The sequence below is a fragment of the Tanticharoenia sakaeratensis NBRC 103193 genome (genome assembly GCF_000963885.1).
In the GTDB taxonomy this organism is placed as follows: domain Bacteria; phylum Pseudomonadota; class Alphaproteobacteria; order Acetobacterales; family Acetobacteraceae; genus Tanticharoenia; species Tanticharoenia sakaeratensis.
Map to the genome: position 1 here is coordinate 1 of NZ_BALE01000048.1, position 22328 is coordinate 22328.

Consider the following 22328-nt stretch of genomic DNA (forward strand, 5'->3'; position numbering starts at 1 on the left):
CAGCCGCCCCAGCCACCACCCCAGCCGCCGCCCCAGGGGCCGCCACCCCAGCCCCAGCCCCAGCCGCCGCCACCGGAGTAGTTGGTCTGGTTGTCGATGTAGGCGAGGAAGTTGTGGCCGCTTGCCTGGAACGACCGCTGCGGCACGCCGAACTGACGCAGGACATCCACCTCGGACTTGCCGACCATGGCATCAAGCTGGCGACGCTGGGCTGCCGTCGGGACCTCGCATGCAGTCAATGCCAGCAAGGCGGCAAACGGAACGAGACGTGAAGTTTTCATTGGGTCGTTTACCGATCGTCTGAAGGTCGAGGTGCCGGCTTGAGGCCGGAGGGTGTGCGTTTCGTGGCAGTTTACGCGCAGTTTTCCGCCAGGGTTTATTAAACTCGTTATAGATTACGAATCCTTTAGCGCAGCCACATTATGTCACAGAGCCGCGGCGCGCCAACCGCCAGCATGACCAGCCGGTCCAGTCCGAGCGCGATGCCGCTGCCTGCCGGCATCGACGGCAACGCGGCGAGAAGGCATTCGTCCATCGGCCAATCCTGATCCGGATACAATTCTACGCGACGCGCGCGATCCTCCTCGAACCGGACCCGTTGCTCGACGGCATCCGTCAGTTCCTCGAAGGCATTCGCAAGCTCCACGCCGGCGACATAAAGCTCGAACCGGAGTGCAGCGCGGGGATCGTCCGGGTCCGTCCGGGCCAGCGCGGCCTGGGGCTTCGGCCAATGCGTCAGGAAGGTCGGCCGCGTCCGGCCGATGACCGGCTCGACCCGTTCGAGCAGAAGCCGGAAGAACAGGTCTTCCCAGGTTTCGTCCGCCCGCAGAACGGCACCTGCCTGTCCGGCCAGCGCCTTCGCATCGCCGATCGTGCCGAGCAGGTCCGCGCCGACATGGCGGGCAAAGGCCTCCTGCATCGTCAATCGCTCGAACGCACCGGTGATCTCGACGCTGTCTGTACCGCGCTGCACGACCGGCGGCAGGATCGCTCGCACCAGCGCCTCGGTCTCGTCCATCATGGCCTCGAGATCGAAGCCGGGCCGGTACCATTCGAGCATGGTGAATTCCGGCGCGTGCAGGTCACTCGCCTCCCCGTTGCGCCAGACACGGGCCAGCTGGAAGACGGGAACACCGGTTGCGGCCAGGATCCGCTTCATCGCGAATTCGGGGCTGGTGTGCAGAAAGCGGAGCCCGCGCGTGCCATCGGGCGCTTCGAGCTCCGTGCGGAAGACGCGCAGGTGCACTTCCTCCCCCGGCGTCGGCACCACATACGGCGTCTCGACCTCGAGGCAGCCGCGCCGAGCGAAAAAGCCCCGCACATCCGCTACAATCTCCGCGCGCCGCCGCAGGAGCGGCAGGCGCTCGGCCATGCGCGCCAACGCCGAATCGCGTGCCGCAGGTGGTTGGGATGGCGCAACGGTCATCGGGCGAACACGCCACCGTCGCGCCCGCACGTCAAGCCGCAGCCCCGGGAAGACCCGTTGCATCCGTGCCTGCAGCGCGCGTAAAGCGGCCGCATGTCCCGCTCCCCATCCGACAGCGCCCTTGCAGCCAAGGCGATCCGCGCGTCCGTGCCCGGCGCCGAAACCGGCAAGCACGGCCTATCTCCGGGCAACGGCCATGTCCTTCACATTGAAGACGATGGTCGCACGCCTTGCAGCGATGAGCCCGGCCGCCTGCCGTGCGAGGGCCAAGCCCATCACGCGCAGCAGGGGGAAGAGGCGCATCCTATGCAGCGCAGAGATGGCGTACCCCGCGTGCTTCGCAGAGACGGCGCGCCCCGTGTGCTCCGCACGACAGACGCCCTGATCGAGGCCGGTCTTGTCCAGCCCCGGGATCGCGAAGCGCTCGATGCGGTCTCGGCCCGCTATGCCACGGCCGTTCCGCCCGCATTCGCCGATCTGATCGAACACCCGGACGACCCGATCGGCCGTCAGGTCATCCCCGACGCGCGGGAGCTGCACACGGCGCCGCATGAACAGGCCGATCCGATCGGCGACGACGCACTGTCGCCGATCCCGGGCATCGTGCACCGCTACCCCGATCGCGCATTGCTCAAGCCGCTTCTGGTCTGTCCGCTCTATTGCCGGTTCTGCTTCCGACGCGAGCATGTGGGGCCAGGCGGCGGCGTGCTGTCGGATGAGGATCTGACCCGCGCGCTCGCCTGGCTCCGCGCACGGCCGGCCATCACGGAAGTGATCCTGACAGGAGGCGATCCGCTGATGCTGAGCCCGCGCCGCCTGCGCGAGATCATCTCCGCGCTGTCGTCCATGGATCATGTGCGGACGATCCGGATCCATACCCGCGTGCCGGTCGCCGATCCGGCGCGCGTTTCGGGCGACATGCTGGACGCGCTGGAAACCGATCGGGCGATGTGGGTCGTCGTGCATGCGAACCACGCGCGCGAGCTGACGCCCGATGCCCGCGCGGCGCTGCGGCGCATCCAGTCGCGCGCGATCCCGGTGCTGGGCCAGTCCGTGCTGCTGCGGGGCGTAAACGATACGCCGGAGGCGCTGGAGGCCCTGTTGCGCGCGCTCGTCACCGCGCGGGTGAAGCCTTATTACCTGCATCAGCTCGACGCCGCGCCGGGCACGTCGCACTTCCATGTTCCGATCGGGGAAGGGCGTGCCCTGCTCGCATCGCTACGCGGACGGGTGACCGGCCTGGCCTGGCCGACCTATGTGCTCGATATCCCCGGCGGCCATGGCAAGGTGCCGCTCGGCCCGGAATATCGCGATCGCGACGGTCGCTGGATACCTGCCTGAGCTTGCCCTTCCCGATGCGGGGCGTTAGAAGCCCCCTCGATTTCCGCGACCTCCATCCGGCGCCATCCGCCAGAAACCTGGGATACGATCCATGAAGCAGCAGGCCAACCTGATCCGCGCCGGCCAGGTCATCGAACATGACGGCCGCCGCTGGACCGTGCTCAAGCAGCAGATCATCACCCCGGGCAAGGGTGGCGCCTTCATTCAGGTGGAGATGCGCGACCTCAAGACAGGCAACAAGACCAACGAGCGGTGGCGCACCGCCGACACGGTCGAGCGCCTGATGACCGAGGACAAGGACTACACCTATTCCTACGAGGACGGCGACAACATCGTCCTGATGGATCCGGAGACGTTCGAGCAGGTGCTGCTGCACAAGGACCTGTTCGGCGAGCAGCTGCCGTTCCTGCAGGACAACATGCCGCTGAACGTCAAGCTCGTCGAAGGCGATGCGGTCGGCGTCTCGCTGCCGCCGCAGGTGACCCTCGAGATCACCGAGGCTGATCCGGTGGTCAAGGGTCAGACCGCGTCCTCGTCCTACAAGCCCGCCCTGCTGTCCAACGGCGTGAAGACGCTGGTGCCGCCGTTCATCGAGGCCGGCGAGCGCGTCGTCGTCCGCACGGACGACGCGAGCTACGTCGAGCGCGCGAAGTAAGACAGACCCCCGCACCGTTTTTCGAGGAGCCGCCGTGCCCCGCCTTTCGCCGCACATGACCGTCATGCAGATGGCTGCCCAGAAAGCCGCCAAGCGGCTCCTGCGCGACTTCGCCGAAGTCGAGCAGCTCCAGGTCAGCATCAAGGGCCCGGGCGATTTCGTCAGCCAGGCCGACATGCGCGCCGAAGCCTCGATCCGCGAGGATCTGGCCCGCGCGCGTCCGGGCTATGCGTTTCTCATGGAAGAGAGTGGCTCGTCAGGCGGTGACAACTGGACGTGGCGCTGGATCGTCGATCCGCTCGACGGGACGACGAACTTTCTGCACGGCATTCCGCACTGGGCGATTTCGATCGGCCTGCAGCGCCGCCTGCCGGACGGCACCGTCGAGCTGGCGGCCGGCCTGATCTACAACCCGGTCAACAACGAGATGTTCTGGGCCGAGAAGGGCGTGGGCGCGTTCCTCAACGAGCGTCGTCTGCGTGTTTCGGCCCGCCGCGACATGATCGAGGCGGTGTTCGCAACCGGCATCCCGTTTGCCAAGGTACCCGGCTCGCGCCGGCTGCCCTTCGCCCGCGTGCTGGGCACCCTGATGCCGCAGGTCGCGGGCATTCGCCGCTTCGGCGCCGCGGCCCTCGACCTCGCCTGGGTCGCGGCCGGCCGTTATGACGGATTCTGGGAATTCGGCCTCAAGCCGTGGGATTGCGCGGCAGGCCTGCTGATCGTCCGCGAGGCCGGCGGCTATGCGACCGACGAGGCCGGACGGGATCTCGGCGCGCTCGACCACGACGTCAACGTGGTCGCGGGCAATACGCATCTGCACGCTCCCCTGCGCGAGATCGTGGCCGAGGCCCTGACCCGCACCGCCTGACGCCCTGCTCCATTTGCCGCGCCGCACGGGCCGTGTTTAGGATCGCGCCCATCATGCCAAGGCCGTTTCGTTTCCCCGTGCGTTCCCGCGCGTTTTCTGCTCTCGCGGCCCTGATCGCTGCCTCCGCTGTCGGCCCCGGACCGGCAGCCTGGGCGCAGGTGTCGAGCAATCTGGATGCCCTTGGCCCGGCGCCGGCCCAGAAAGCCGCGCCCAAGGCCGCTCCGTCCGGCAGCCGCACTCGCCCGAAGCCTTCCAGCGCTCCAGCGCATTCTTCGCCCCGCACGGCCGCGGCGAAACCTGCGGCCGCCCCCAACACCGGGCTGCGCAATCCCCCGAGTGTCCCGGATCATCCGCCGCCACCTGTCGTGATCCCGCCTCCCGGCGTGCTGGTTCCGCTGCATCCACCGCCGCCGCCGCCGCCGGTCACAGCGGTGAAAGACGCGCAAGGGTCGGTCGCGCCGATCGACAACGGCCTGCGTGTCACGTTCGGCGCCGACAGTGCCGACATGAGCCAGGAGATGATCGATTCGCTGCATGCCGTGGCGCAGCATCTGCGTGACAATCCATTGCAACGCGTCTCGATTCTGGCCTACGCCCACGGGACGGAAGACGATCTTTCGGTTCCAAGACGAATTTCGCTCGCACGGGCATTGAATGCGCGCGCGATTCTCATCAACGATGGAATCGCACCGACCCGGATCTATCCGCGCCCGATCGGTCTCCCCCCGAAAACAGGGGCGGATACGGGGGCGCCGACCGACCGGATCGACCTGACCTATGCCGGAGATCCCGGCCCGCCACCCGTTCCCACCGCTTCCGCGCAGAAGGCCACCGCTCCGTGACCAAACCGACGCTCTATCTCGTGCGCATGGCCGCCTTTCTGATCGCGGCAGTTCTGGTTGCCGCCCTGCTGGGCCGCACGCTGTATACGGCGTTCTTCAACAACCCGTTGCTCAACGGGCTGATCCTCGTGATCCTGCTCTTCGGCATCGCCTACAACCTGCGCCTCGTTCAGCGCCTCCTGCCGGAAGTGCGCTGGATCGAGACCCTGCGCCATCCCCGGACCGGCCTTGCGCCGCCGCCGCCGCCGCGCCTTCTGGCGCCCATGGCGGGCATGCTTTCGGCCCGCAACCGCACCGACCGGCTGACGCTCTCGACCCATGCGTCGCAGGCCCTGCTCGACAGCCTGTCGGCGCGCCTGGACGAATCGCGCGAGATTTCGCGCTACATGACGGGCCTGCTGATCTTCCTCGGCCTGCTGGGCACGTTCTACGGCCTGCTGCTCACGGTCAGTTCGATCGCAGGCGTCATTGGCGACATGTCGATCGGCAGCGGCGATGTCGGCCCGATGTTCGACCAGCTCAAATCCGGCCTCGCCCAGCCGCTGCATGGCATGGCGACCGCCTTCTCCGGCTCGATGTACGGCCTCGCCTCGGCCCTGGTGCTCGGCTTCCTCGACCTGACGGCGGGACAGGCGCAAAATCGCTTCTTCAACGAGCTCGAGGAGTGGCTTGCAACCGTGACCCGCATCGCGGGTGGCGCGTCGGTTGAAGGCTCCGAGGCTCCGATCCCGGCCTATGTGCAGGCGCTGCTGGAACAGACCGCCGAAAACCTCGAGACGCTGCAGAACGTGCTGTCGCGCGGCGAGGAAGGGCGTGTGCGCCAGCTTCAGAGCCTCGACCGGCTTCAGGAACGCCTTGGCAGCATGACCGAACTGCTGCAGGCCAATCGGGAACTGATGGCCCGCAACACGGACACGCAGACCGCCCTGCTGGCCTTCCTGCGTCACTCCGGCGAAGCCCGTACGCCCGGCACGCCCGCGTTCGAGGAAGGCCGCGCCCAGCGCGATCAGCTCCGGTCCATCGAAGGTATGATCGGCAAGCTGATCGAAGAACTTCATCAGGGCCGCGCACAGGCCACCGGGGAGATCCGCAACGACCTGCGCCTGCTCGCCCGGACGATTGCAGCCTCGTCGGGGCTGACCACCAACACCAACCCGGGCTGATCGGCCATGGCGCGCCGCCGTCGCACCTTTCACCTCGACGTCTGGCCCGGCTACGTGGACGCGCTGTCCACGCTGCTCATGGTCGTCACGTTCGTTCTGCTGGTCTTCGTGCTCGGGCAGGCCTTCCTGTCCGTCTCGCTGTCCAAGCGCCAGCATACGCTCGATGCGCTTCAGAAGGAGATGGCGCAGCTGTCCGCCATGCTCGCCATGGAGCAGGGCAAGAGCCGCGCGCTCGGCCTGAATGTCGCGTCCCTGACCGAGGAGCGCGACAAGACGCGCGCCGAGGCCGCGGCCCTGTCCGGCCAGATCGCGACCCTCACTGGCCAGATCACGCAGAAGGACGCGGCTCTCGCGTCCGCCGGACAGACCAATGAGTCCGAGGCGCAGCAGATCACGCAGCTCAACCAGCAGCTGGCCGAACTGAACCAGCAGCTGGCGGCGATCACCGCCGCGCTGGACATCGCGAAGAAGGATCTGACCGCGCGCGATCAGCAGATCAACGATCTCGGCAACAAGCTCAATCTTGCGCTGGCCGATCGCGTCAATCAGCTCAAACGCTATCGCTCGGAATTCTTCGGCCGGATGCGCGACATCCTGAAGAACCAGAAGGGCGTCGAGATCGTCGGCGACCGCTTCGTGTTCCAGTCCGAAGTCCTGTTCCCGCAGGGCAGCGCCGACCTGACACCGGAAGGCACGCGCGAGATCCGCACCCTCGCGCGCACCTTCAAGCAGGTCTCGTCCCAGATTCCGACCGACATCCCGTGGATCCTGCGGGTGGACGGCCATGCCGATCGCCAGCCGATCCACGGGACGTTCGCGAGCAACTGGGAGCTGTCATCCGAGCGCGCGATCACCGTGGTGCGCGTGCTCATCAGCGAGGGCGTCGATCCGCATCATCTCGCCGCGACCGGCTTCGCCGACTATCAGCCGCTGGATACCAGCAGCACACAGGCCGCCTATGCCCGCAACCGCCGCATCGAGTTCCGCCTGACGGATCGCTGATCTTGCGTGCACAAGGCCGGATGCGATCGACGGGACAGTCTGGACTGGCCACAGTTTCTGATCGTAAGCGATCAGAAACTGTGGCCATCCGATTGGAGCGGGATGGCCTGACTATCGGACGACCATGTGCGCTCTGCGAACGTCCCGATGTCCTGATATCGCGCCTTTGCGGCTGAAATGCCGGACAGAAATTTCCGCATGGGCCCGCGGGTGTCCCTGTCATGATGATGCCCATCGCCACAGAAGGCCCGTCCGACCCTGTGAAAGCGGTTCTCCGGCACGAGACGCCACAATGGCGCTCAAGGCACTCGCGGATGGTCGCCGAGACGGCTCATCAAAGCGCGCAGCGATGCATCTGAAGCTGCCTGGAGACGCCGAAACAATCTCCGTCGCCGAGACCGCACCACACGCGTTTGCAGTTGTCCCGCCTGAACCTGATCCGCTCAACAGTCTGGGGACCACGTCGCTACCGCTGTAGCGAGCTTGCGAACCTGCTTGCGGCCACGATGTCCTGGGCGCTCAGGTTACCCAGCTTCTTTTGGCCAACGCCGGTGAACCCAGAGCCAGGAGCCAGGACGCGCACGAATCCAGCGTTCGAGCGTTTCGTTCATGGCGATACAGATCGCGCGGATATCGCTCTGCCGCGTTCCACTGCGTGCAACATCGAGCGGCGCTTCGCAGACCATCCGGAACCGGCCACCGCCGAGCCTGAGGACCTGAACCGGGATGATCGGAAGATCGAACCGCAGGGCGAGCTGCGCCACTGCCGGCGCTGTCATGGCATCCCGGCCGAAGAAGGGGATTGCAACCCCGTCGTTCATCTTCTGATCGACGAGAAACCCGAGGGAGCCGCCGCGCTGGAGATGGGAGACGGCCTGACGGGCGCCATAGGCCCCTTTGGGAAACAGCTTGCTGTCGGGATTCAGGGCCCGCCGACGCATGGCCTGCACGACACGATCGACGACGGGGTTGGACGATTCCCGGTAAAATCCCGACACGGGAAGACCGAGGCGCGAGGCGATCGGCAGAATGAGTTCCCAGTTACCGAGATGCCCGGAAAAGAAGAGCGCCTGCCTGTTGGATGCCTGCAAGGCGCGGATATGTGCTTCACCCTCGATCTCCCAGCCGGGGCCGCTCGCGGTCCGCCTGAAATCACGCAGATGGGGCAGTTCGGCAACGGTCCGGCCGAGATTGTCCCACACGTCGCGAATGACGGCCCTGCGGCCGGCCGCATCGAGTTCCGGCATGGCCTGTCGAAGGTTGCGCTCGGCGACGGATGTTGCCCGCAGCCGCATGCCGATCGTTCGTGCCAGATAGCCGCCGGCCGCGGACGCATTTGATGCGCCGGCGAGCCGGAGACAGCCGATCGCACCGCGCAGGACGACGGACAGAACACGATATGACAGGCGATGGGTCGGTTGCAGGCGTGTCGTCATGCAGAACCATGACACAGGTCCATGTTACTCGCTAAGACGAATCGTATCGTCGCAAAATACAATACGGATACGTACGGAATGTGTAACTCCCAAACCAAATGAACCATGAGTAGTCCGACAGAATAATTACTGTCACAAGGCCGATAATATATTCGTTTTCTTACAGGACTGTCCAACTACAGCACATGATATGACCTGTCGTTCGGCAAGAAACGACAGACCGCCCTGCCTGATGTGTCCGGCGGTCCGGACTGCATACATATGTCTTCACCAGAAGAGCCTTGCGGCAGACAGGCCGGCCTGCTCCTGTTACCCTGATGCGACCACGCAACGAGCGACCTTTCGGCAAGAGATCTGTACCCTGAGCTCCGTTCCGCCTCCCCGCGCCCCTGGACGCGCAGTTCTTTCGCGCATGGCCCTTGTGCTCGGCCTCCCCGGCCTTGCCGTTCTGGGCGCCATACCGGTCCTCGACCGCAGCCACGCCATGCTGTTCGGCATGCCGGTCCTGCTCGACTGGCTGTTCCTGTGGTTCCTCGGCACCACGCTCTGCCTGTGGGCGGCATGGATCCTGTTCGACCGCGACCGGACGGACGAGGACGCGTCATGACGACGCTCGTCTTCGCCCTGGTCATCGCGCTGTCGCTTGTTCTGGCCTGGGCATCCCGCCGGGGGCATGCCCACCCTTCCCTGCGCGAGTATTTTACCGCGTCGCGCCAGTTCGGTGCGGTGCTGGTGTTCTTCCTGTCTGTCGGCGAGACCTACAGCATCGGCGGGTTGCTGGGCTTTCCCGGCGGGGTCTATGCGCGCGGGCTTCCGTTCGCGGTCTGGTTCGTGGGCTATCTCGTCCTGTCCGTGCCTGTGGGCTATCTGGTCAACCCGCTGATCTGGCGGGCGGCGAAACGGCTGGATGCGCTGACGCTTGCCGATCTCTACGGCGGCCATACGCGCAGCCGGGGGCTCGAGATTCTCGTGGCCCTCTGCGCCATCGGGTTCCTGATCCCTTGGGGCGCCATGCAGTTTGCAGGCCTGAACGTGGCGCTGTCCGGGCTGGGGCTGCATCTGCCGCGAGCGGGACTGATGGGCGGTGCCGGTGTGCTGGCCTTTGCCTATCTTGCCCTGTCGGGCGTGCGGGCGCCGGCCTATGTCTCCGTGCTGAAGGACGCGCTGCTGATCGGAGCGATCGCGCTGGTCGCGGGCGCCGTGCTGATGGCCGGATTTCCGCCGGGAAGCCTTGCCCGCGCCTGGCCCGCCATACCACCCGACGGCCCGCTGCTGACGCCACATCAGGAGCGGTATGCGATCACGACGACGATCTTCCAGGCACTTGGCCTCTACATGTCGCCGCTGACCATGGCCTACATTTTCACGGCCCGGTCGGCCCGCGCGATCCGTCGCGCGCAGATCCCGATGCCGCTCTACATGGCGATGTTTCCGGCACTGACCCTCGTGGCGCTCGCCGCGCGGGCCAGCGCCGTCCCGCTCGGCTCGCCCAACGACGCCTTCATCGCCTCGGCTCGAACGCTGCTGTCCCCGGGACTGCTGGGACTGGCCGCGGGGGCCGCGGCACTGGCGGGCCTCGTCGTGCTGGCCGGCACGTGTCTGGCCATCGGGCCGCTGATTTCGCGCAACCTGCTGCCGCAGCTGCCGGAGACGAAACAGAAGGCCTACGCCCAGGGCGCGATGGTCGGCTATCTCGTGCTGTCCATGGCCGCGGCCCTCGCCCTACCCGGCCTGATCGTGACGCTGAACAACCTCACCTATCTCGGTATCACGCAGTTCCTGCCGGGCGCGATCGTGATCGGCCTTGCCCGTCCGGTGTCGCCGGTCCGGCTGGCCCTGGGCCTGATCGTCGGGGATGCAGTTGGCGTCAGCCTGTTCCTCGGCGGGTTTGACTGCGCAGGGATCAACGCCGGCCTGATCGGGCTTGTGCTGAATGCCGCAATCGTTGCGACCGGCCTGCGCCGCACCGCCTGATGCAGCGTCCGCTCGCCCATCACGTGCTGGAGGTGGATATCCGGCACAGCCGCTTTCGCGCTGACGTCGCCCCTGCTTCCAGTGCCGACACCGCGCTCGCCTTTCTCGAGACGATCCGCGAGCCCGAGGCGACGCATCAGGCCTGGGCCTATCGCGTGGGGTCCGTTTTCCGCAGCTTCGACGCCGGCGAGCCAGGCGGCACGGCGGGGCGGCCGATTTTGTCCGCAATCGACATGCTGGATTTCGATCAGGTCATGGTGGTCGTCACGCGCTGGTATGGCGGCGTGAAGCTCGGTGCGGGCGGCCTCGTGCGCGCTTATGGCGGGACGGCGGCAAGCTGCCTGCGCGAGACCGCCTCGGCCCCGATCGTCGCCATGACGCGGCTGCGGTTCCACTGTCCGTTCTCGGATCTCGCCATCGTCCAGTCCCGGCTCGCGGTCTGGGATGCGACCGAGGACAGCTGCGATTTCGATGCAACCGGCGCGGCCCTCACATTGGCGCTTCCGACCGCGCGTGCCGACGAGATCATGGACAATCTGCGCGATCTTACCCGCGGGCAGGTTCCGATCGCACGCGAAGACGACTGACAGTGGGGTGGGGCAGGCCGGGCCATAACTGGCTGCCTGATGACGTCTTCCTCGCCGTGGAGCATACGCGGCCAGTCGGAGGCGTGCGAACAGCACGTTCCGCCAAAAGCCCCGCCCTCATGGGGCCCACAAGCGCTCCGATATGGAACAGTTTCGCGCGACCAGCCGACGTGGCGCTGGAGAGACACAGGAACCGCCCCCGTGCCACTGCGTGAGACATAGCGCCTGTGACACAGGCAGCGCACCGGTGCCGGGCCGCGCAACACACGATGTGACGCAGGCACGCGAAAAACCGTCGCGTCATCTGGCTGCCCGGTGATAGCATTGGGTCCACACCGCCCGTTCAACACCTGTTCGATGACGATCCGGAGTGTCGCGCCTCCGGGACAGGGCTCATTGCGAGACGACGAAGGCCGATCCGCCTTTGTGTCGTTCGACAGCCGTGAGAAGGGCGACCGCCATGCACGTCGATCTGCTGATTACCGACGCCTACCTGTATCTCGACCGCGATTACGAAATTCCCGGCGGCTGGATTGCGATCAAGGATCGCCGCGTCCATTCCGCAGGCACCACGGCCGAGCCGCCGCCGTCCGCCGCGCGAACATTGTCGGCCAGGGGACGGCTGGTCACGCCCGGGCTGATCAACGCCCACCATCACATGTACCAGAACCTGACGCGCGCCTATGCGCCGGCCGTTAACGGCACATTGTTCCAGTGGCTGACCACGCTCTATCCGCTCTGGGCCGGGCTGGATGACGAATCCGTCTATCTCTCGACCTATGTCGCGATGGTCGAACTGCTGATGGGTGGGTGCACCACCTCGATGGACCATATGTATGTCCATCCGAAGCCGAAGCTGATCGATGCGCAGTTCCGGGCCGCCAACGCGATCGGCTTCCGCTTCCACGCGACACGCGGTTCCATGACGCGCTCTATCGAGGATGGCGGCCTGCCGCCGAAATCCGTGGTGCAGGACGAGGACACGATCCTCGCCGACAGCGAGCGCCTGATCGGAACCTTCCACGACACACGGCCCGGCGCCATGAACCGCGTGGCGCTGGCGCCGTGTTCTCTGTTCAGCGTGTCCGAACGGATTATGGTGGAATCGGCGAAACTTGCCGACAGGCACGATGTGCGCCTGCATACCCATCTCGCCGAAGACCCGGACGAGGACGAATACTGCGCCCGCGTCTATGGCTGCACGCCGACCGAATACTTCGAGCGCGTCGGCTGGGCGACGAAGCGGTCATGGGTCGCGCACTACATCTTCCCCTCGTCCGAGGAAATCGACCGGCTTGCCCATGCCGGCGTCTGTGTCGCGCAATGCCCGTGCTCGAACATGATGATCGGCGGTGGGGCTGCGGACGCGATGGACATGCGCAGGCGCGGTCTGCGCGTGGGCCTGGGCTGCGACGGCTCGGCCTCGAACGATGCCGCCTCGCTGTGGATGGAAACGCGCCAGGCGCTGCTGCTGGGCCGCTTCCGCCATGGCCCGCAATCCATGACGGCACGCGATGCGCTCGACATGGCGACGCGTGGCGGAGCCGCCTGCCTCGGCCGGGAAGACGAGCTCGGCCATCTCCGGCCCGGCGCCTGCGCCGATCTGGTTATCTGGGATGCCCACCCTGTCGCACGCGCGGGTGCCCTGACCGATCCGGTCGAAGCCTGGCTCCGCTGCGGCCCGGCGGTTGCCGGCACGACGATCGTGGACGGGCGCGTGCTCGTGGACAACGGGGAGCCGCAGCTCGCCGGACTGGCCGACGTACTGCGCGATCACGCCCGCGAGGCGCGGCGGATCCAGGGACTACAAGGATAAGAGACGTCAGGGCCGCTGTTGCCTGCAGAACCACCATGGCCGAGGGGACGGCGCGCCTGCGTCCGGGTCAGGATCCGGACGTCAGTCAGACAGTCGGCTGGGATGCGGCACGCGGCGAACGAACGCCGTGGGATCGAGTTCCTGACCGATGACGCCGGCGAAGCAGCATGTAGTCAGGATTGATCGGGAATTTTTCGATTTTACCTGAAAAATCGGTGGTCACGACGATCCGATCAGTTCCTCAATCCCGGCCCCGGTCACTTGCCGGGATAGGGGCTACAAAGGCTCATGGATAGCGCCGTTATCTGCGCGTCTCGTTACATCGTCCTTCCAGGCACCGCGCCGTCGTCCCGGAAAAACTGGTTCACCATGACGCTGCGAAAATCCGGCGGCAGACGCTCATGTGTGACGGCGTCTGGTCACGCCGTAATTGATGGACAGACCCAGCAGAAGGCCCAGGCCGATCTGCGGCGCCGGATGTCGCCTGATCAGCACGGCCCACAATTCCGCCACGTGCTCCATGGCGCCGCTGGCATTGATGGCCGCCGGTATGACGGTCTGATGCCAGACGCGCACCAGGGCTGAAGGGCGGGCCTTGGGGTCCTTTTCCATCATGTATGACTGCCCGGGCATGGCTCGTTGTTCCTTCTTCGGCAGGCTTTGTCGGACCCTGCTCGGGACGGAACGCTGGTGCATCCATGACGTTGCACGCCATGGAACGACGAGAGATGCTCTGGGTCGAAGCCGAAAGGCGAAAAACATGCGCAGACAGAACAACCTTCCCCGGCCGAAGAATTTCAAACCCTATACTGCGCCTTCGGGTGGCTGGGGATCCGCTCGTTCTGTCGCGAATATCCTGCGCCGCGAGGGCAATCCCGCATCCGGCGCGCTGACGCTGACCCGCCAGAACAAGGTCGACGGGTTCCAGTGCGTCAGTTGCGCATGGATCAAGCCTGCCAAACCCCTGCCGTTCGAGTTCTGCGAAAACGGCGTCAAGGCCACGGCCTGGGAGATTACAAGCCGGCGCTGCACGCCTGCATTCTTTGCTGAACATACCGTGACGGAACTGCTGGACTGGGACGATTACCATCTGGAGCAGGAGGGTCGCCTGACCCATCCGATGCGCTACGATGCGGCCACAGACAAATACGTTCCGGTCTCCTGGGGAGATGCCGTCGCCGATATCGGACGGCAACTGCACGATATCGAGGATCGCGAAAACGTCGTCTTCTACAGCTCTGGGCGGTCTTCGAATGAAGCAAGCTACATGTACGGCCTGTTTGCACGCCTCTATGGCAACAACAACCTGCCCGACAGCTCGAACATGTGCCACGAGACCACGTCGGTCGCCCTGCCTGAAAGCATCGGCGTACCCGTCGGCACGGTGACGCTGGACGATTTCGCGACGACCGAATGCATCCTGTCGTTCGGCCAGAACGCCGGCAGCAACAGCCCGCGAATCCTGCACCCGCTGCAGGAGGCCAGCCGTCGCGGCGTGCCCATCATCACCTACAATCCCTTGCGCGAGCGGGGGCTGGAGAGCTTCACCAACCCTCAGTCCGTCACGGAAATGGTCGCCCATGAAGCCACGCCCATTTCCTCGTCCTACAATCAGGTCAGGACGGGCGGCGATCTCGCTGCGCTGACTGGAATCTGCAAGGCACTTCTCGAACTCGATCACAAGGCGATCCAGGACCATCGGCCATCTCTGCTGGATCGGGATTTCATTGCCAGCCATACACACGGTTTCGACAGGCTTTCGGCCTGGTTGCGGAAGCAGGACTGGCAGGCCATCGAGCGGATCTCGGGCCTTCCGCGCGCAGCCCTGACAGCCACTGCCGTCACGTATGCGCACTCGAACAGCACCATCGCCATCTATGGCATGGGTCTCACCCAGCATCGCGCAGGTGTCGAGACCGTGCAGATGCTCGTCAATCTCCTGTTGCTTCGCGGGAATATCGGCAAGCAGGGTGCAGGCATCTGTCCGGTGCGCGGCCACTCCAACGTGCAGGGGCAACGGACGGTCGGCATTACCGAAAAGCCGGAACTCGTGCCGCTCGACCGGCTGGCGCAGCAATATGGTTTCGAGCCGCCCCGGACGAAGGGGCTGGATACCGTCGAAGCGTGCGAGGAAATCCTGAAGGGCAAGATCCGGGCCTTCATCATGCTCGGCGGCAACTTCGCCCGTGCCGTTCCCGATCGCCCGCGCATGGAAAAAGCCTGGCGGGACATGCCGCTGACGGTCAACATCGCAACCAAGCTCAATCGCAGCCAGCTTCTGCCCGGCGCGACGAGCTACATCCTGCCGGTGCTGGGACGCATCGAGATCGACAAGACGGAATGCGGGCCGCAGGCGCTTTCGATGGAGGATACATCAGGCTGCATCCATGGCAGCCGGGGCGTGCGTCTTCCCGCTTCCCGTCATCTCATCAGTGAAGTCAGGCTGGTCGGAGAGATCGCCAAGGCGACGCTCGATCCCAATCCGAAGGTTTCCTGGGACGACTGGATTGCGGATTACAGCCTGGTCCGCCGCGCCATTGCTGAAACCTATCCCGATACGTTCAGTGATTACGAAGATCGCATGTGGGAACCCGGCGGATTCCAGCGCCCCCTGCCGGCACGGCATCGCGGCTGGCACACGAAGAACGGGAAGGCGAACCTGATGACGCCGACCTCGAAATCGCTGGGCGAAGATCGGGACCTGCCCTCCAACGGCGAGGACGTGTTCCACCTGATGACGTTGCGCAGCAACGACCAGTTCAACACGACGGTCTACGGCTACACCGACCGCTTCCGCGGTATCCATGGAACGCGCGACATCGTCTTCATGAACACGGTCGATATCGAACGGCTCAGCCTGTCATCGGGCGATCGCATCGAACTGCAGACGGTGTCCCGCGACGGCATCGAGCGCCGTCATGGCGGCCTGTCCATCATCCCGTATGACATTCCTGTCGGCTGCATCGGCGCCTACTATCCGGAAGCAAATGTCCTGCTGCCCATGGGTCACTATGCGATCGGCAGCAAGACGCCGGCTGCCAAGTCGATCCCCGTCACGATCCGACGGGACATGATCTCCTGAAGATTTGTCCAGACACCGAGCGGACTTGCTTCAGGTTCTGGCCGTGATCTGAAGCCCGCCCCCGGTCCGGAAGCGTGCCGGCACACGCACAGCGCACCCCAAGCGTCAGGACACAAAAAACGCCACGGAGCCGAACTCCGTGGCGTTCTTCGGACCCAAGGCAGCGGAGCGCCGCCGCCTGTCTGATCAGAACCGATACCCGATACCCATGCCGACCACCGTCGGGTTCAGGCTGTCGCGCACGTGAATGCTCGGGCCGGACGGAGCGGCGACACCGTTGGTGGCGCCATCGTTCAGGCGGCCGGGGACGCTGAGGAACATCTGCTTGGCGTCAACATTGAGGAACCAGTTGCCCGCGAGCTGGTAGTCGAAACCGATATCCGCGGCCGGGCCGACGGTGGTCCGCAGGTCGAGCTTGTTCACGGCGCCGCCGGCAGGCTGCATGTTGTAGAAGAACGCGAGCGTCATGCCCGCTCCGATATAGGGGTTGAAGCGCTTGTGCGGGCGGAAGTGCCACGCGAGCGTCAGCGTCGGCGGCAGGACCCAGGTGCTGCCCACATCGACATGGCCCAGTGCCGTGCCTTCGGCCGCCAGTTCATGACGCGTGCTGGCGGCGATCAGGTCGAGCGAGATGTGGTCGGAGAAGAAATACTCGAACGTCAGTTCCGGCATGACCTGGTTGGTCGCCTTCACGCGACCGCCGATCACGCCGACGCTGGAGGACATGTCTTCAGGCAGCACGCCGATCGCGGACGCACGGATCAGGAAGTCGCCGCGCCCGAGGCCGATCTTGGTGTTGGCGCACGTCTCGAACAGGCCGCAGCCCGCGTTGGACGACATGGGCTTGGTCAGCGGCGCGGTCACGGGTGCGTTCACGTAGGCACCCTGCATGCTGGACTGTGCGTGAGCGGCCAGGGGCAGCATGGAGAGAGCCGAGGCCAGGATGAGGGCATGTTTCATGGGACAGGAAATCCATACGAGAGCGAAACTTGGGCCCTTCAAGATCACGCGAGGACGCGCCATGCCTTGATCTGGATCAACCGCCCCGGTATCGACGAGGGATGCAAGATGTGGCGCCCTACCTGTGTGACCATAGGGTCACACAGTCCAATGGACCGCCCGGACCGTCCCGTCGGACATTCCGGTGGTGACGCATGCGCCGCCGCCCACGGCGCCACCGCTCCCTGCCATGGTCGCCCGCTGCGCCCGATGCGATGCACGGGGCGCCAGCGTCTGCGCGGAAATCGCGGATGACGACCTCGTCCATCTCGCCCGCGCCACGACCCAGATCATCCGCATGCCCGGCCAGCTTCTGGTCGAGGAAGGCGCACCCGCGCACGACTTCTTCACCATCACGTCGGGTAATGCCAAGCTGTTCAAGCTTCTGTCCGACGGGCGACGGCAGATCATGAGCTTCGCCGGCCCGGGCGACTTCATCGGGCTTGCGGCCTCGGACGTTCATGCCGCAAGCGTCGAGGCCATCGACACGATCACCGCCTGTCGGATCCCGCGCACACGCATGCATGCGTTGATGACGCGCTTTCCCGAACTGGAGCATCGGCTGCTGCGTGAAGCGGGGCGCGAGCTTTCACGCGCCCAGAGCCAGATCCTGCTGCTCGGGCGCAAGACCGCGCGCGAGCGGGTTGCGAGTTTCCTGCTCTCCCATGTCCCGCCCTCCGGCCATGCCATGTGCGCTGCGGAGCGGTTCGCCGCTCTGCCGATGACACGGGCCGATATCGCGGATTATCTCGGGCTAACGATCGAGACCGTCAGCCGCACTCTCAGCCAGCTCGGCCGCGATCAGGTGATCGCGCTCGATGCCCAGCACGCGGTGCGGGTCCTCGATTTCGAACGCCTGCAGACGATCGCAACACCCGGGTCATAAGGACCGGGGACGGCATCGGGGCGGCGCAGCCAGGCAGCAGGCGCGCCCCTTGTGACAACTACCGTGAGATATCCGGTATCTGGTGGCCGACGTTACTCAGAGCCTGCGACCGGCGCATTCTCGGCCAGCCACAGGGCAACGGAGACGATGCTGTTGGGCTCGCGGGCACTGCCGATACCCACCTTGTTGTCGCTGTCATATATCTCGATGGCCCATGAACTGGGCAGGGCATCGTGCTTTTCGAAAGCGCCGACAAAGTCGATGGCATGTTCGCGGAAGTCCGGATTGTCTCCGTGAGGGGACATGATCACCGTGGAGCGCAGGTTGTTTTCTCTGGCCCAGCGGAGCTGGCCATACGAGAATTCCTGATAGGCCTCGCCACGGTAGAAGAAATAATTGGGGGGCGGATCAAGGGTCAGCGCGCCACCATAGAGAGCAGCCTCCGCAATTTCGGCATAAGCCGGGTTCGTAGCGAAATCATCGAGGGACATGTCATCGCCGTTGGGCGAGAAGATCGGCGCCAGGCTCGTCACGCCGCGGGTCTTCGCGATATCCACCATCGTCTTGAAGTCCTTGAGCCAGTCGTCCGCCATGAAGTCGATGATGACGTTGATGCGCGTCGGCGACAGCCCGGCCTTGACCCATGTGGCATCCCAGTGCTCGGTAAACCAGTCGGGGGCCTTGAGGCCGATCTCGGCTTCTCCCGGACCGGTTCCGGCCATCGCCTTTGCTATGGATTCGAGCGAACCGTTCAGGGACGCGCCGAAAATGCCGCTCTCCTGCATGTAGAAGCCGACCTTCCCGGACTTCAGGAGGCCCGCGATCTTCTCATGTTTCGTGAAACTTTTCAGATCGACGACGCCGCCGATATAGACTGGTTTGTCGCCATCACCAGAAGACATGATGCGGATACTCCTTCAGGGCCACCCGTGGACCGATCCCCGCAATGGCTGCTCATGAACGGCAGCAATCAGGATTCGTTCACCTCACCATCCTGCGCCAGCCCGGCACCCCTCCCGTCGGAAGCCGACAGCCCACAGGTGTTTCGCGACGGAGGGACGACAACGACGCACCTTGGCCATGCCTCGGCGAGCGCCCCGGCCGATGCGCCTCCCTGCTCATGCGTCCTCCGGCGGACCGAACCGGGCCACGAGGTCGGACAGGTGCCCGATCTCGCGCAATGTCAGCCCTTCCGGCGCCCGGACCTTCGCGCTCGAGGTGGACACGCGCCGGGGCAGCACCGCTTCCGAAAAGCCGAGCTTCAGGGCCTCGCGCAGGCGCAGATCGGCCTGCGCCACCTGACGGATCTCGCCCGACAGGCCGATCTCGCCGAAATAGACCTCGCCGGCCGACGTCGCCCGGCCGGTCGCCGCCGACACGAGTGCCGTCGCCACCGCGAGATCGCAGGCCGGTTCCGTCACCCGCAATCCGCCCGCCACGTTCAGATGCACGTCCATGCCCGACAGCCGGAGCCCGCAGCGCGCATCCAGCACCGCGATCAGCATGTTGAGCCGGGCCGTGTCCCAGCCGATCACGGCCCGGCGCGGCGCCGCATCCCCGCTCTTCGGCGACAGGAGCGCCTGCACCTCCAGCAGCACCGGCCGTGATCCCTCAAGGCCCGCGAACACCGCCGACCCCGCGATGTTGCCGCGCCGTTCGGCCAGAAACAGGGCAGATGGATTGGGGACTTCCGACAGGCCCTCGTCGGTCATGGCGAACACGCCGATCTCGTCGGTCGCGCCGAAGCGGTTCTTGGCGGCGCGCAGGATGCGGAACTGATGCCCGCGATCGCCTTCGAAATACATCACCGCATCGACCATGTGCTCCAGCACGCGCGGGCCGGCGAGCGCACCTTCCTTCGTCACGTGGCCGATCAGGATCAGCGCGAAGCCCTTCGTCTTGGCCAGTCGGATCAGCTCGAACGCGCAGGCCCGCACCTGGGCGACCGACCCTGGCGCGCTGTCGACCGTCTCCAGCCACATGGTCTGGATCGAGTCGATGACGACGACCTTGTGCGTGCTGTCCTGTTCCAGCGCGGTCGCGACGTCCGCCAGGTTGATGGTCGCCGCGAGATCGAGCGTCGGTGCGTCCAGCTGCAGGCGACGGGCGCGCAGGCGAATCTGATCCAGCGCCTCCTCGCCCGATACATACAGAACATCCACGCCCTCGCGCGCCAGTGCACACGTCGCCTGCAGCATCAGCGTCGACTTGCCGATGCCCGGGTCGCCACCCACCAGCACGGCCGAGCCCGGCACCAGCCCGCCTCCCAGCGCACGGTCGAATTCCGCAATCGAGGTCCGCACCCGTGGCGGCGGCTCGGCCGCACCTTCCAGCCGCGCTACCTCGAGCCGGCCCGGACGGGCTGCAACGCCCGAGACCGCGCGCGGCGTCGGGCGCGGGGATTCCTCGACGATCGTGTTCCATTCGCCGCAGGCATCGCACTTGCCCGACCATTTGGTGTGCACGGCACCACAGGCCTGACAGACGAACCGGGACGCAGGACGTTTGGCCAAGGACGACAGCTCCATGAACGAAGTGAGAATATCTGCCCTTGTGTGTGGGTCATCGCGCCCTGTTGCAAGGGGTGGGTGCCGCTCGCGGCTGGCACATGGCGCATTTCCGTGACACGACGTGACTGGCCGCGACGGGCGCGTGAACTTCCATGCGTCGGACCACGTAATTGCGGGCTTGTGGCCGGCGGGAGAAGGAGAACAGGCTGGTGAACTGGCGTTGGCTCGGCGTAGGCACGGTTTTTGCCTTGCAGGTTACCTTCATCATCCGTGCCCTGCTCCGGCCCCATCGCCAGCCCGAATCCCGTCTTGCCTGGGTCGCCATCATCGGCGCCCTGCCGCTGATCGGCATTGCGGCCTATCTGCTGCTGGGGGAGACCAATCCCGGCAGCGCGATCGTCAGGCGGATCCGGGCCGCGATGCGCCATGTGCCGGTCCCGGGCCGGCGCAGCGACGCGCTCATCGATGTGGAGCAGCAGTACCATCTGCCTGCCCGCGCCGTTCCGCTGTTCCGCATGGGACAATCGATCAACGGCTACCCGCCGATGGGCGGCAACCGGGCAGCGCTCATGGCCGATTCCAATGCCGCGATCGACGCGATCGTGGCCGACATCGACGCGGCACAGGCGCATGTCCACATCTGTTTCTACATCTGGCTGGCCGACAACAACGGCACCAAGGTCGCGCGCGCGCTGATACGGGCCGCCAGCCGCGGGGTGACGTGCCGGGTCATGGCCGACGATCTCGGATCGCGTCGTCTGATCCATGGCGCGCTGTGGCGGGAGATGAAAGACGCCGGTGTCCGGCTGGTGCGCGCCCTGCCGATCGGCACCGTGCTGATGAGACCGCTGCATGGGCGCTTCGACATGCGCAACCATCGCAAGATCGTGGTCATCGACAATCGCGTCACGTTCTGCGGCAGCCAGAACTGCGCCGATCCGGAATTCCGGGTGAAGGCGAAATACGCGCCCTGGGTCGATCTTCTGGTCCGGTTCGAGGGCCCTGTCGTGCTCCAGATGCAGCATCTGTTCGCGACCGACTGGATGGCCCATACGAACGAGGATCTGGCCCCCCTTCTGGCGGATGCGACCGTGCCGGAGGACCAGCCTGGCTTCGTGGCGCAGGTGATCGGCACCAGTGCCGCGATCCGGTACGAGGCCATGCCCGAGATGTTCATCGCCCTGATGGATGCCGCCAAGGACGAACTGACGATCACGACGCCCTACTACGTGCCGGACGAGGCCTTGCAGGCCGCGCTGCGGGCCAGCGCGCATCGGGGCGTGCAAACGACGATCGTCATGCCGGAGCGCAACGATTCCTGGGTCGTGGCGGGCGCCAGCCGGAGCTACTATCTGGAACTGCTGCAGGCGGGTGTTCGGATCTTCGAATATCCGCTCGGCCTTCTGCACACCAAGTCGCTGACGATCGACGGGCAGGCGACGCTGATCGGGTCCGCCAACATGGACCGGCGCAGCTTCGATCTGAATTTCGAGAACAATATCCTGCTGTTCGACCCTGATTTCACGGCGCAGATCCGCGCACGCCAGCAGAGCTATCTCGACGACAGCATCGAGATCACCGAGGACGTCGTCCTGGCGTGGCCGCAATATCGCGTGCTCTGGCACAACACGCTGGCGACGATCGGACCGGTATTGTGAAAAGCGGCGTCGGCATCGGGACCATCGCTCCTGCGCGCTGATTTCTGGAAGCCCGTTTTGCGACGGCAATCCGGAACCGGTCG

The 22328-nt window shown here is 65.5% G+C and carries 19 protein-coding genes and 1 pseudogene; 13 read left to right on the top strand and 7 right to left on the bottom strand.

All coding sequences use genetic code 11. The annotated features are described in order from the left end of the window. Nucleotides 1–281 (bottom strand): annotated as a pseudogene (locus tag B8446_RS13530) (hypothetical protein); the annotation flags it as partial. 125 nt (nucleotides 282–406) lie between these two features. After that, the gene (gene epmA / locus B8446_RS13535; RefSeq protein WP_048850806.1) at nucleotides 407–1426 is read right to left on the bottom strand and encodes an EF-P lysine aminoacylase EpmA; all 1020 of its coding nucleotides are present in this window, start codon (nucleotides 1424–1426) and stop codon (nucleotides 407–409) included. Nucleotides 1427–1759: 333 nt separating this feature from the next. Here epmA and B8446_RS13540 point away from each other — a divergent pair, with 333 nt between their 5' ends. The 6 genes from B8446_RS13540 (at nucleotide 1760) to B8446_RS13565 (ending at nucleotide 7297) form a co-directional block, all read left to right on the top strand. Beyond that, on the top strand, nucleotides 1760–2767 hold the full coding sequence (locus tag B8446_RS13540) for a lysine-2,3-aminomutase-like protein (protein WP_241767790.1): 1008 nt from the start codon (nucleotides 1760–1762) through the stop codon (nucleotides 2765–2767). Between the two features lie 91 nt (nucleotides 2768–2858). Continuing rightward, the gene (efp, locus tag B8446_RS13545; RefSeq protein WP_048850496.1) at nucleotides 2859–3422 is read left to right on the top strand and encodes an elongation factor P; all 564 of its coding nucleotides are present in this window, start codon (nucleotides 2859–2861) and stop codon (nucleotides 3420–3422) included. 55 nt (nucleotides 3423–3477) lie between these two features. After that, nucleotides 3478–4290, top strand: coding sequence for an inositol monophosphatase family protein (locus B8446_RS13550; protein WP_048850498.1), 813 nt, complete (start codon nucleotides 3478–3480; stop codon nucleotides 4288–4290). 53 nt (nucleotides 4291–4343) lie between these two features. Further along, nucleotides 4344–5132 carry an OmpA family protein gene (locus B8446_RS13555; protein WP_148506006.1) on the top strand — a complete coding sequence of 263 codons (789 nt, stop codon included), beginning with the start codon at nucleotides 4344–4346 and terminating at the stop codon, nucleotides 5130–5132. Continuing rightward, complete coding sequence (locus B8446_RS13560; RefSeq protein WP_048850502.1) at nucleotides 5129–6295, top strand: hypothetical protein; 1167 nt, start codon at nucleotides 5129–5131, stop codon at nucleotides 6293–6295. The genes B8446_RS13555 and B8446_RS13560 overlap by 4 nt, the downstream gene beginning before the upstream one ends. A 6-nt stretch (nucleotides 6296–6301) precedes the next feature. Further along, entirely contained in the window at nucleotides 6302–7297 is a 996-nt protein-coding gene (locus B8446_RS13565; protein ID WP_048850505.1) for a peptidoglycan -binding protein, read from the top strand. Between the two features lie 524 nt (nucleotides 7298–7821). Here B8446_RS13565 and B8446_RS13570 read toward each other — a convergent pair. Further along, nucleotides 7822–8733 (bottom strand): lysophospholipid acyltransferase family protein, encoded by a 912-nt coding sequence (locus tag B8446_RS13570; protein WP_048850807.1) that lies wholly within the window; start codon nucleotides 8731–8733, stop codon nucleotides 7822–7824. A 412-nt stretch (nucleotides 8734–9145) separates the two neighbouring features. On the opposite strand from B8446_RS13570, the gene B8446_RS16325 reads away from it, so the two are divergent. From B8446_RS16325 to B8446_RS13590, 4 genes are all read left to right on the top strand, one after another. Continuing rightward, entirely contained in the window at nucleotides 9146–9340 is a 195-nt protein-coding gene (locus B8446_RS16325; protein ID WP_048850507.1) for a DUF3311 domain-containing protein, read from the top strand. After that, a complete protein-coding gene (locus B8446_RS13580; protein ID WP_048850509.1) occupies nucleotides 9337–10707 on the top strand; it encodes a sodium:solute symporter family transporter in 1371 nt (456 codons plus the stop codon). Before B8446_RS16325 ends, B8446_RS13580 begins: the two co-directional genes overlap by 4 nt. Beyond that, nucleotides 10707–11294 (top strand): IMPACT family protein, encoded by a 588-nt coding sequence (locus B8446_RS13585; RefSeq protein WP_048850511.1) that lies wholly within the window; start codon nucleotides 10707–10709, stop codon nucleotides 11292–11294. The genes B8446_RS13580 and B8446_RS13585 overlap by 1 nt, the downstream gene beginning before the upstream one ends. A 460-nt stretch (nucleotides 11295–11754) precedes the next feature. Further along, a complete protein-coding gene (locus B8446_RS13590) occupies nucleotides 11755–13110 on the top strand; it encodes an 8-oxoguanine deaminase (RefSeq protein WP_048850513.1) in 1356 nt (451 codons plus the stop codon). 399 nt (nucleotides 13111–13509) lie between these two features. Here B8446_RS13590 and B8446_RS13595 read toward each other — a convergent pair whose 3' ends face one another. After that, nucleotides 13510–13743: a hypothetical protein gene (locus B8446_RS13595; RefSeq protein WP_048850515.1), complete on the bottom strand. Its 234-nt coding sequence runs from the start codon at nucleotides 13741–13743 to the stop codon at nucleotides 13510–13512. A gap of 127 nt (nucleotides 13744–13870) precedes the next feature. On the opposite strand from B8446_RS13595, the gene B8446_RS13600 reads away from it, so the two are divergent. Then, nucleotides 13871–16192, top strand: coding sequence for an FdhF/YdeP family oxidoreductase (locus tag B8446_RS13600; protein ID WP_048850517.1), 2322 nt, complete (start codon nucleotides 13871–13873; stop codon nucleotides 16190–16192). A 186-nt stretch (nucleotides 16193–16378) separates the two neighbouring features. On the opposite strand, the gene B8446_RS13605 is transcribed toward B8446_RS13600, so the two are convergent. Then, nucleotides 16379–17152 (bottom strand): OmpW/AlkL family protein, encoded by a 774-nt coding sequence (locus B8446_RS13605; RefSeq protein WP_048850519.1) that lies wholly within the window; start codon nucleotides 17150–17152, stop codon nucleotides 16379–16381. Nucleotides 17153–17339: 187 nt separating this feature from the next. Between B8446_RS13605 and B8446_RS13610 the strand changes: the two genes are divergently transcribed. Further along, entirely contained in the window at nucleotides 17340–18077 is a 738-nt protein-coding gene (locus B8446_RS13610) for a Crp/Fnr family transcriptional regulator (RefSeq protein ID WP_241767791.1), read from the top strand. Between the two features lie 92 nt (nucleotides 18078–18169). On the opposite strand, the gene B8446_RS13615 is transcribed toward B8446_RS13610, so the two are convergent. Together B8446_RS13615 and radA are read right to left on the bottom strand one after the other, a co-directional pair. Continuing rightward, nucleotides 18170–18979: a hypothetical protein gene (locus tag B8446_RS13615; RefSeq protein ID WP_048850522.1), complete on the bottom strand. Its 810-nt coding sequence runs from the start codon at nucleotides 18977–18979 to the stop codon at nucleotides 18170–18172. A gap of 216 nt (nucleotides 18980–19195) precedes the next feature. Further along, nucleotides 19196–20590: a DNA repair protein RadA gene (radA, locus tag B8446_RS13620; protein ID WP_048850809.1), complete on the bottom strand. Its 1395-nt coding sequence runs from the start codon at nucleotides 20588–20590 to the stop codon at nucleotides 19196–19198. A gap of 206 nt (nucleotides 20591–20796) precedes the next feature. Here radA and cls point away from each other — a divergent pair, with 206 nt between their 5' ends. After that, entirely contained in the window at nucleotides 20797–22245 is a 1449-nt protein-coding gene (gene cls / locus B8446_RS13625; protein ID WP_048850524.1) for a cardiolipin synthase, read from the top strand. The last annotated feature ends 83 nt before the right edge of the window (nucleotides 22246–22328 follow it).

What these genes read in the sequence shown, in the direction of transcription:
- epmA (WP_048850806.1), bottom strand. Translation starts at nt 1,426, where the DNA reads ATGACCGTTGCGCCATCCCAACCACCTGCGGCACGCGATTCGGCGTTG.
- efp (WP_048850496.1), top strand. Translation starts at nt 2,859, where the DNA reads ATGAAGCAGCAGGCCAACCTGATCCGCGCCGGCCAGGTCATCGAACAT.
- B8446_RS13550 (WP_048850498.1), top strand. Translation starts at nt 3,478, where the DNA reads ATGACCGTCATGCAGATGGCTGCCCAGAAAGCCGCCAAGCGGCTCCTG.
- B8446_RS13555 (WP_148506006.1), top strand. Translation starts at nt 4,344, where the DNA reads ATGCCAAGGCCGTTTCGTTTCCCCGTGCGTTCCCGCGCGTTTTCTGCT.
- B8446_RS13565 (WP_048850505.1), top strand. Translation starts at nt 6,302, where the DNA reads ATGGCGCGCCGCCGTCGCACCTTTCACCTCGACGTCTGGCCCGGCTAC.
- B8446_RS13570 (WP_048850807.1), bottom strand. Translation starts at nt 8,733, where the DNA reads ATGACGACACGCCTGCAACCGACCCATCGCCTGTCATATCGTGTTCTG.
- B8446_RS16325 (WP_048850507.1), top strand. Translation starts at nt 9,146, where the DNA reads ATGGCCCTTGTGCTCGGCCTCCCCGGCCTTGCCGTTCTGGGCGCCATA.
- B8446_RS13580 (WP_048850509.1), top strand. Translation starts at nt 9,337, where the DNA reads ATGACGACGCTCGTCTTCGCCCTGGTCATCGCGCTGTCGCTTGTTCTG.
- B8446_RS13585 (WP_048850511.1), top strand. Translation starts at nt 10,707, where the DNA reads ATGCAGCGTCCGCTCGCCCATCACGTGCTGGAGGTGGATATCCGGCAC.
- B8446_RS13590 (WP_048850513.1), top strand. Translation starts at nt 11,755, where the DNA reads ATGCACGTCGATCTGCTGATTACCGACGCCTACCTGTATCTCGACCGC.
- B8446_RS13595 (WP_048850515.1), bottom strand. Translation starts at nt 13,743, where the DNA reads ATGCCCGGGCAGTCATACATGATGGAAAAGGACCCCAAGGCCCGCCCT.
- B8446_RS13600 (WP_048850517.1), top strand. Translation starts at nt 13,871, where the DNA reads ATGCGCAGACAGAACAACCTTCCCCGGCCGAAGAATTTCAAACCCTAT.
- B8446_RS13605 (WP_048850519.1), bottom strand. Translation starts at nt 17,152, where the DNA reads ATGAAACATGCCCTCATCCTGGCCTCGGCTCTCTCCATGCTGCCCCTG.
- B8446_RS13615 (WP_048850522.1), bottom strand. Translation starts at nt 18,979, where the DNA reads ATGTCTTCTGGTGATGGCGACAAACCAGTCTATATCGGCGGCGTCGTC.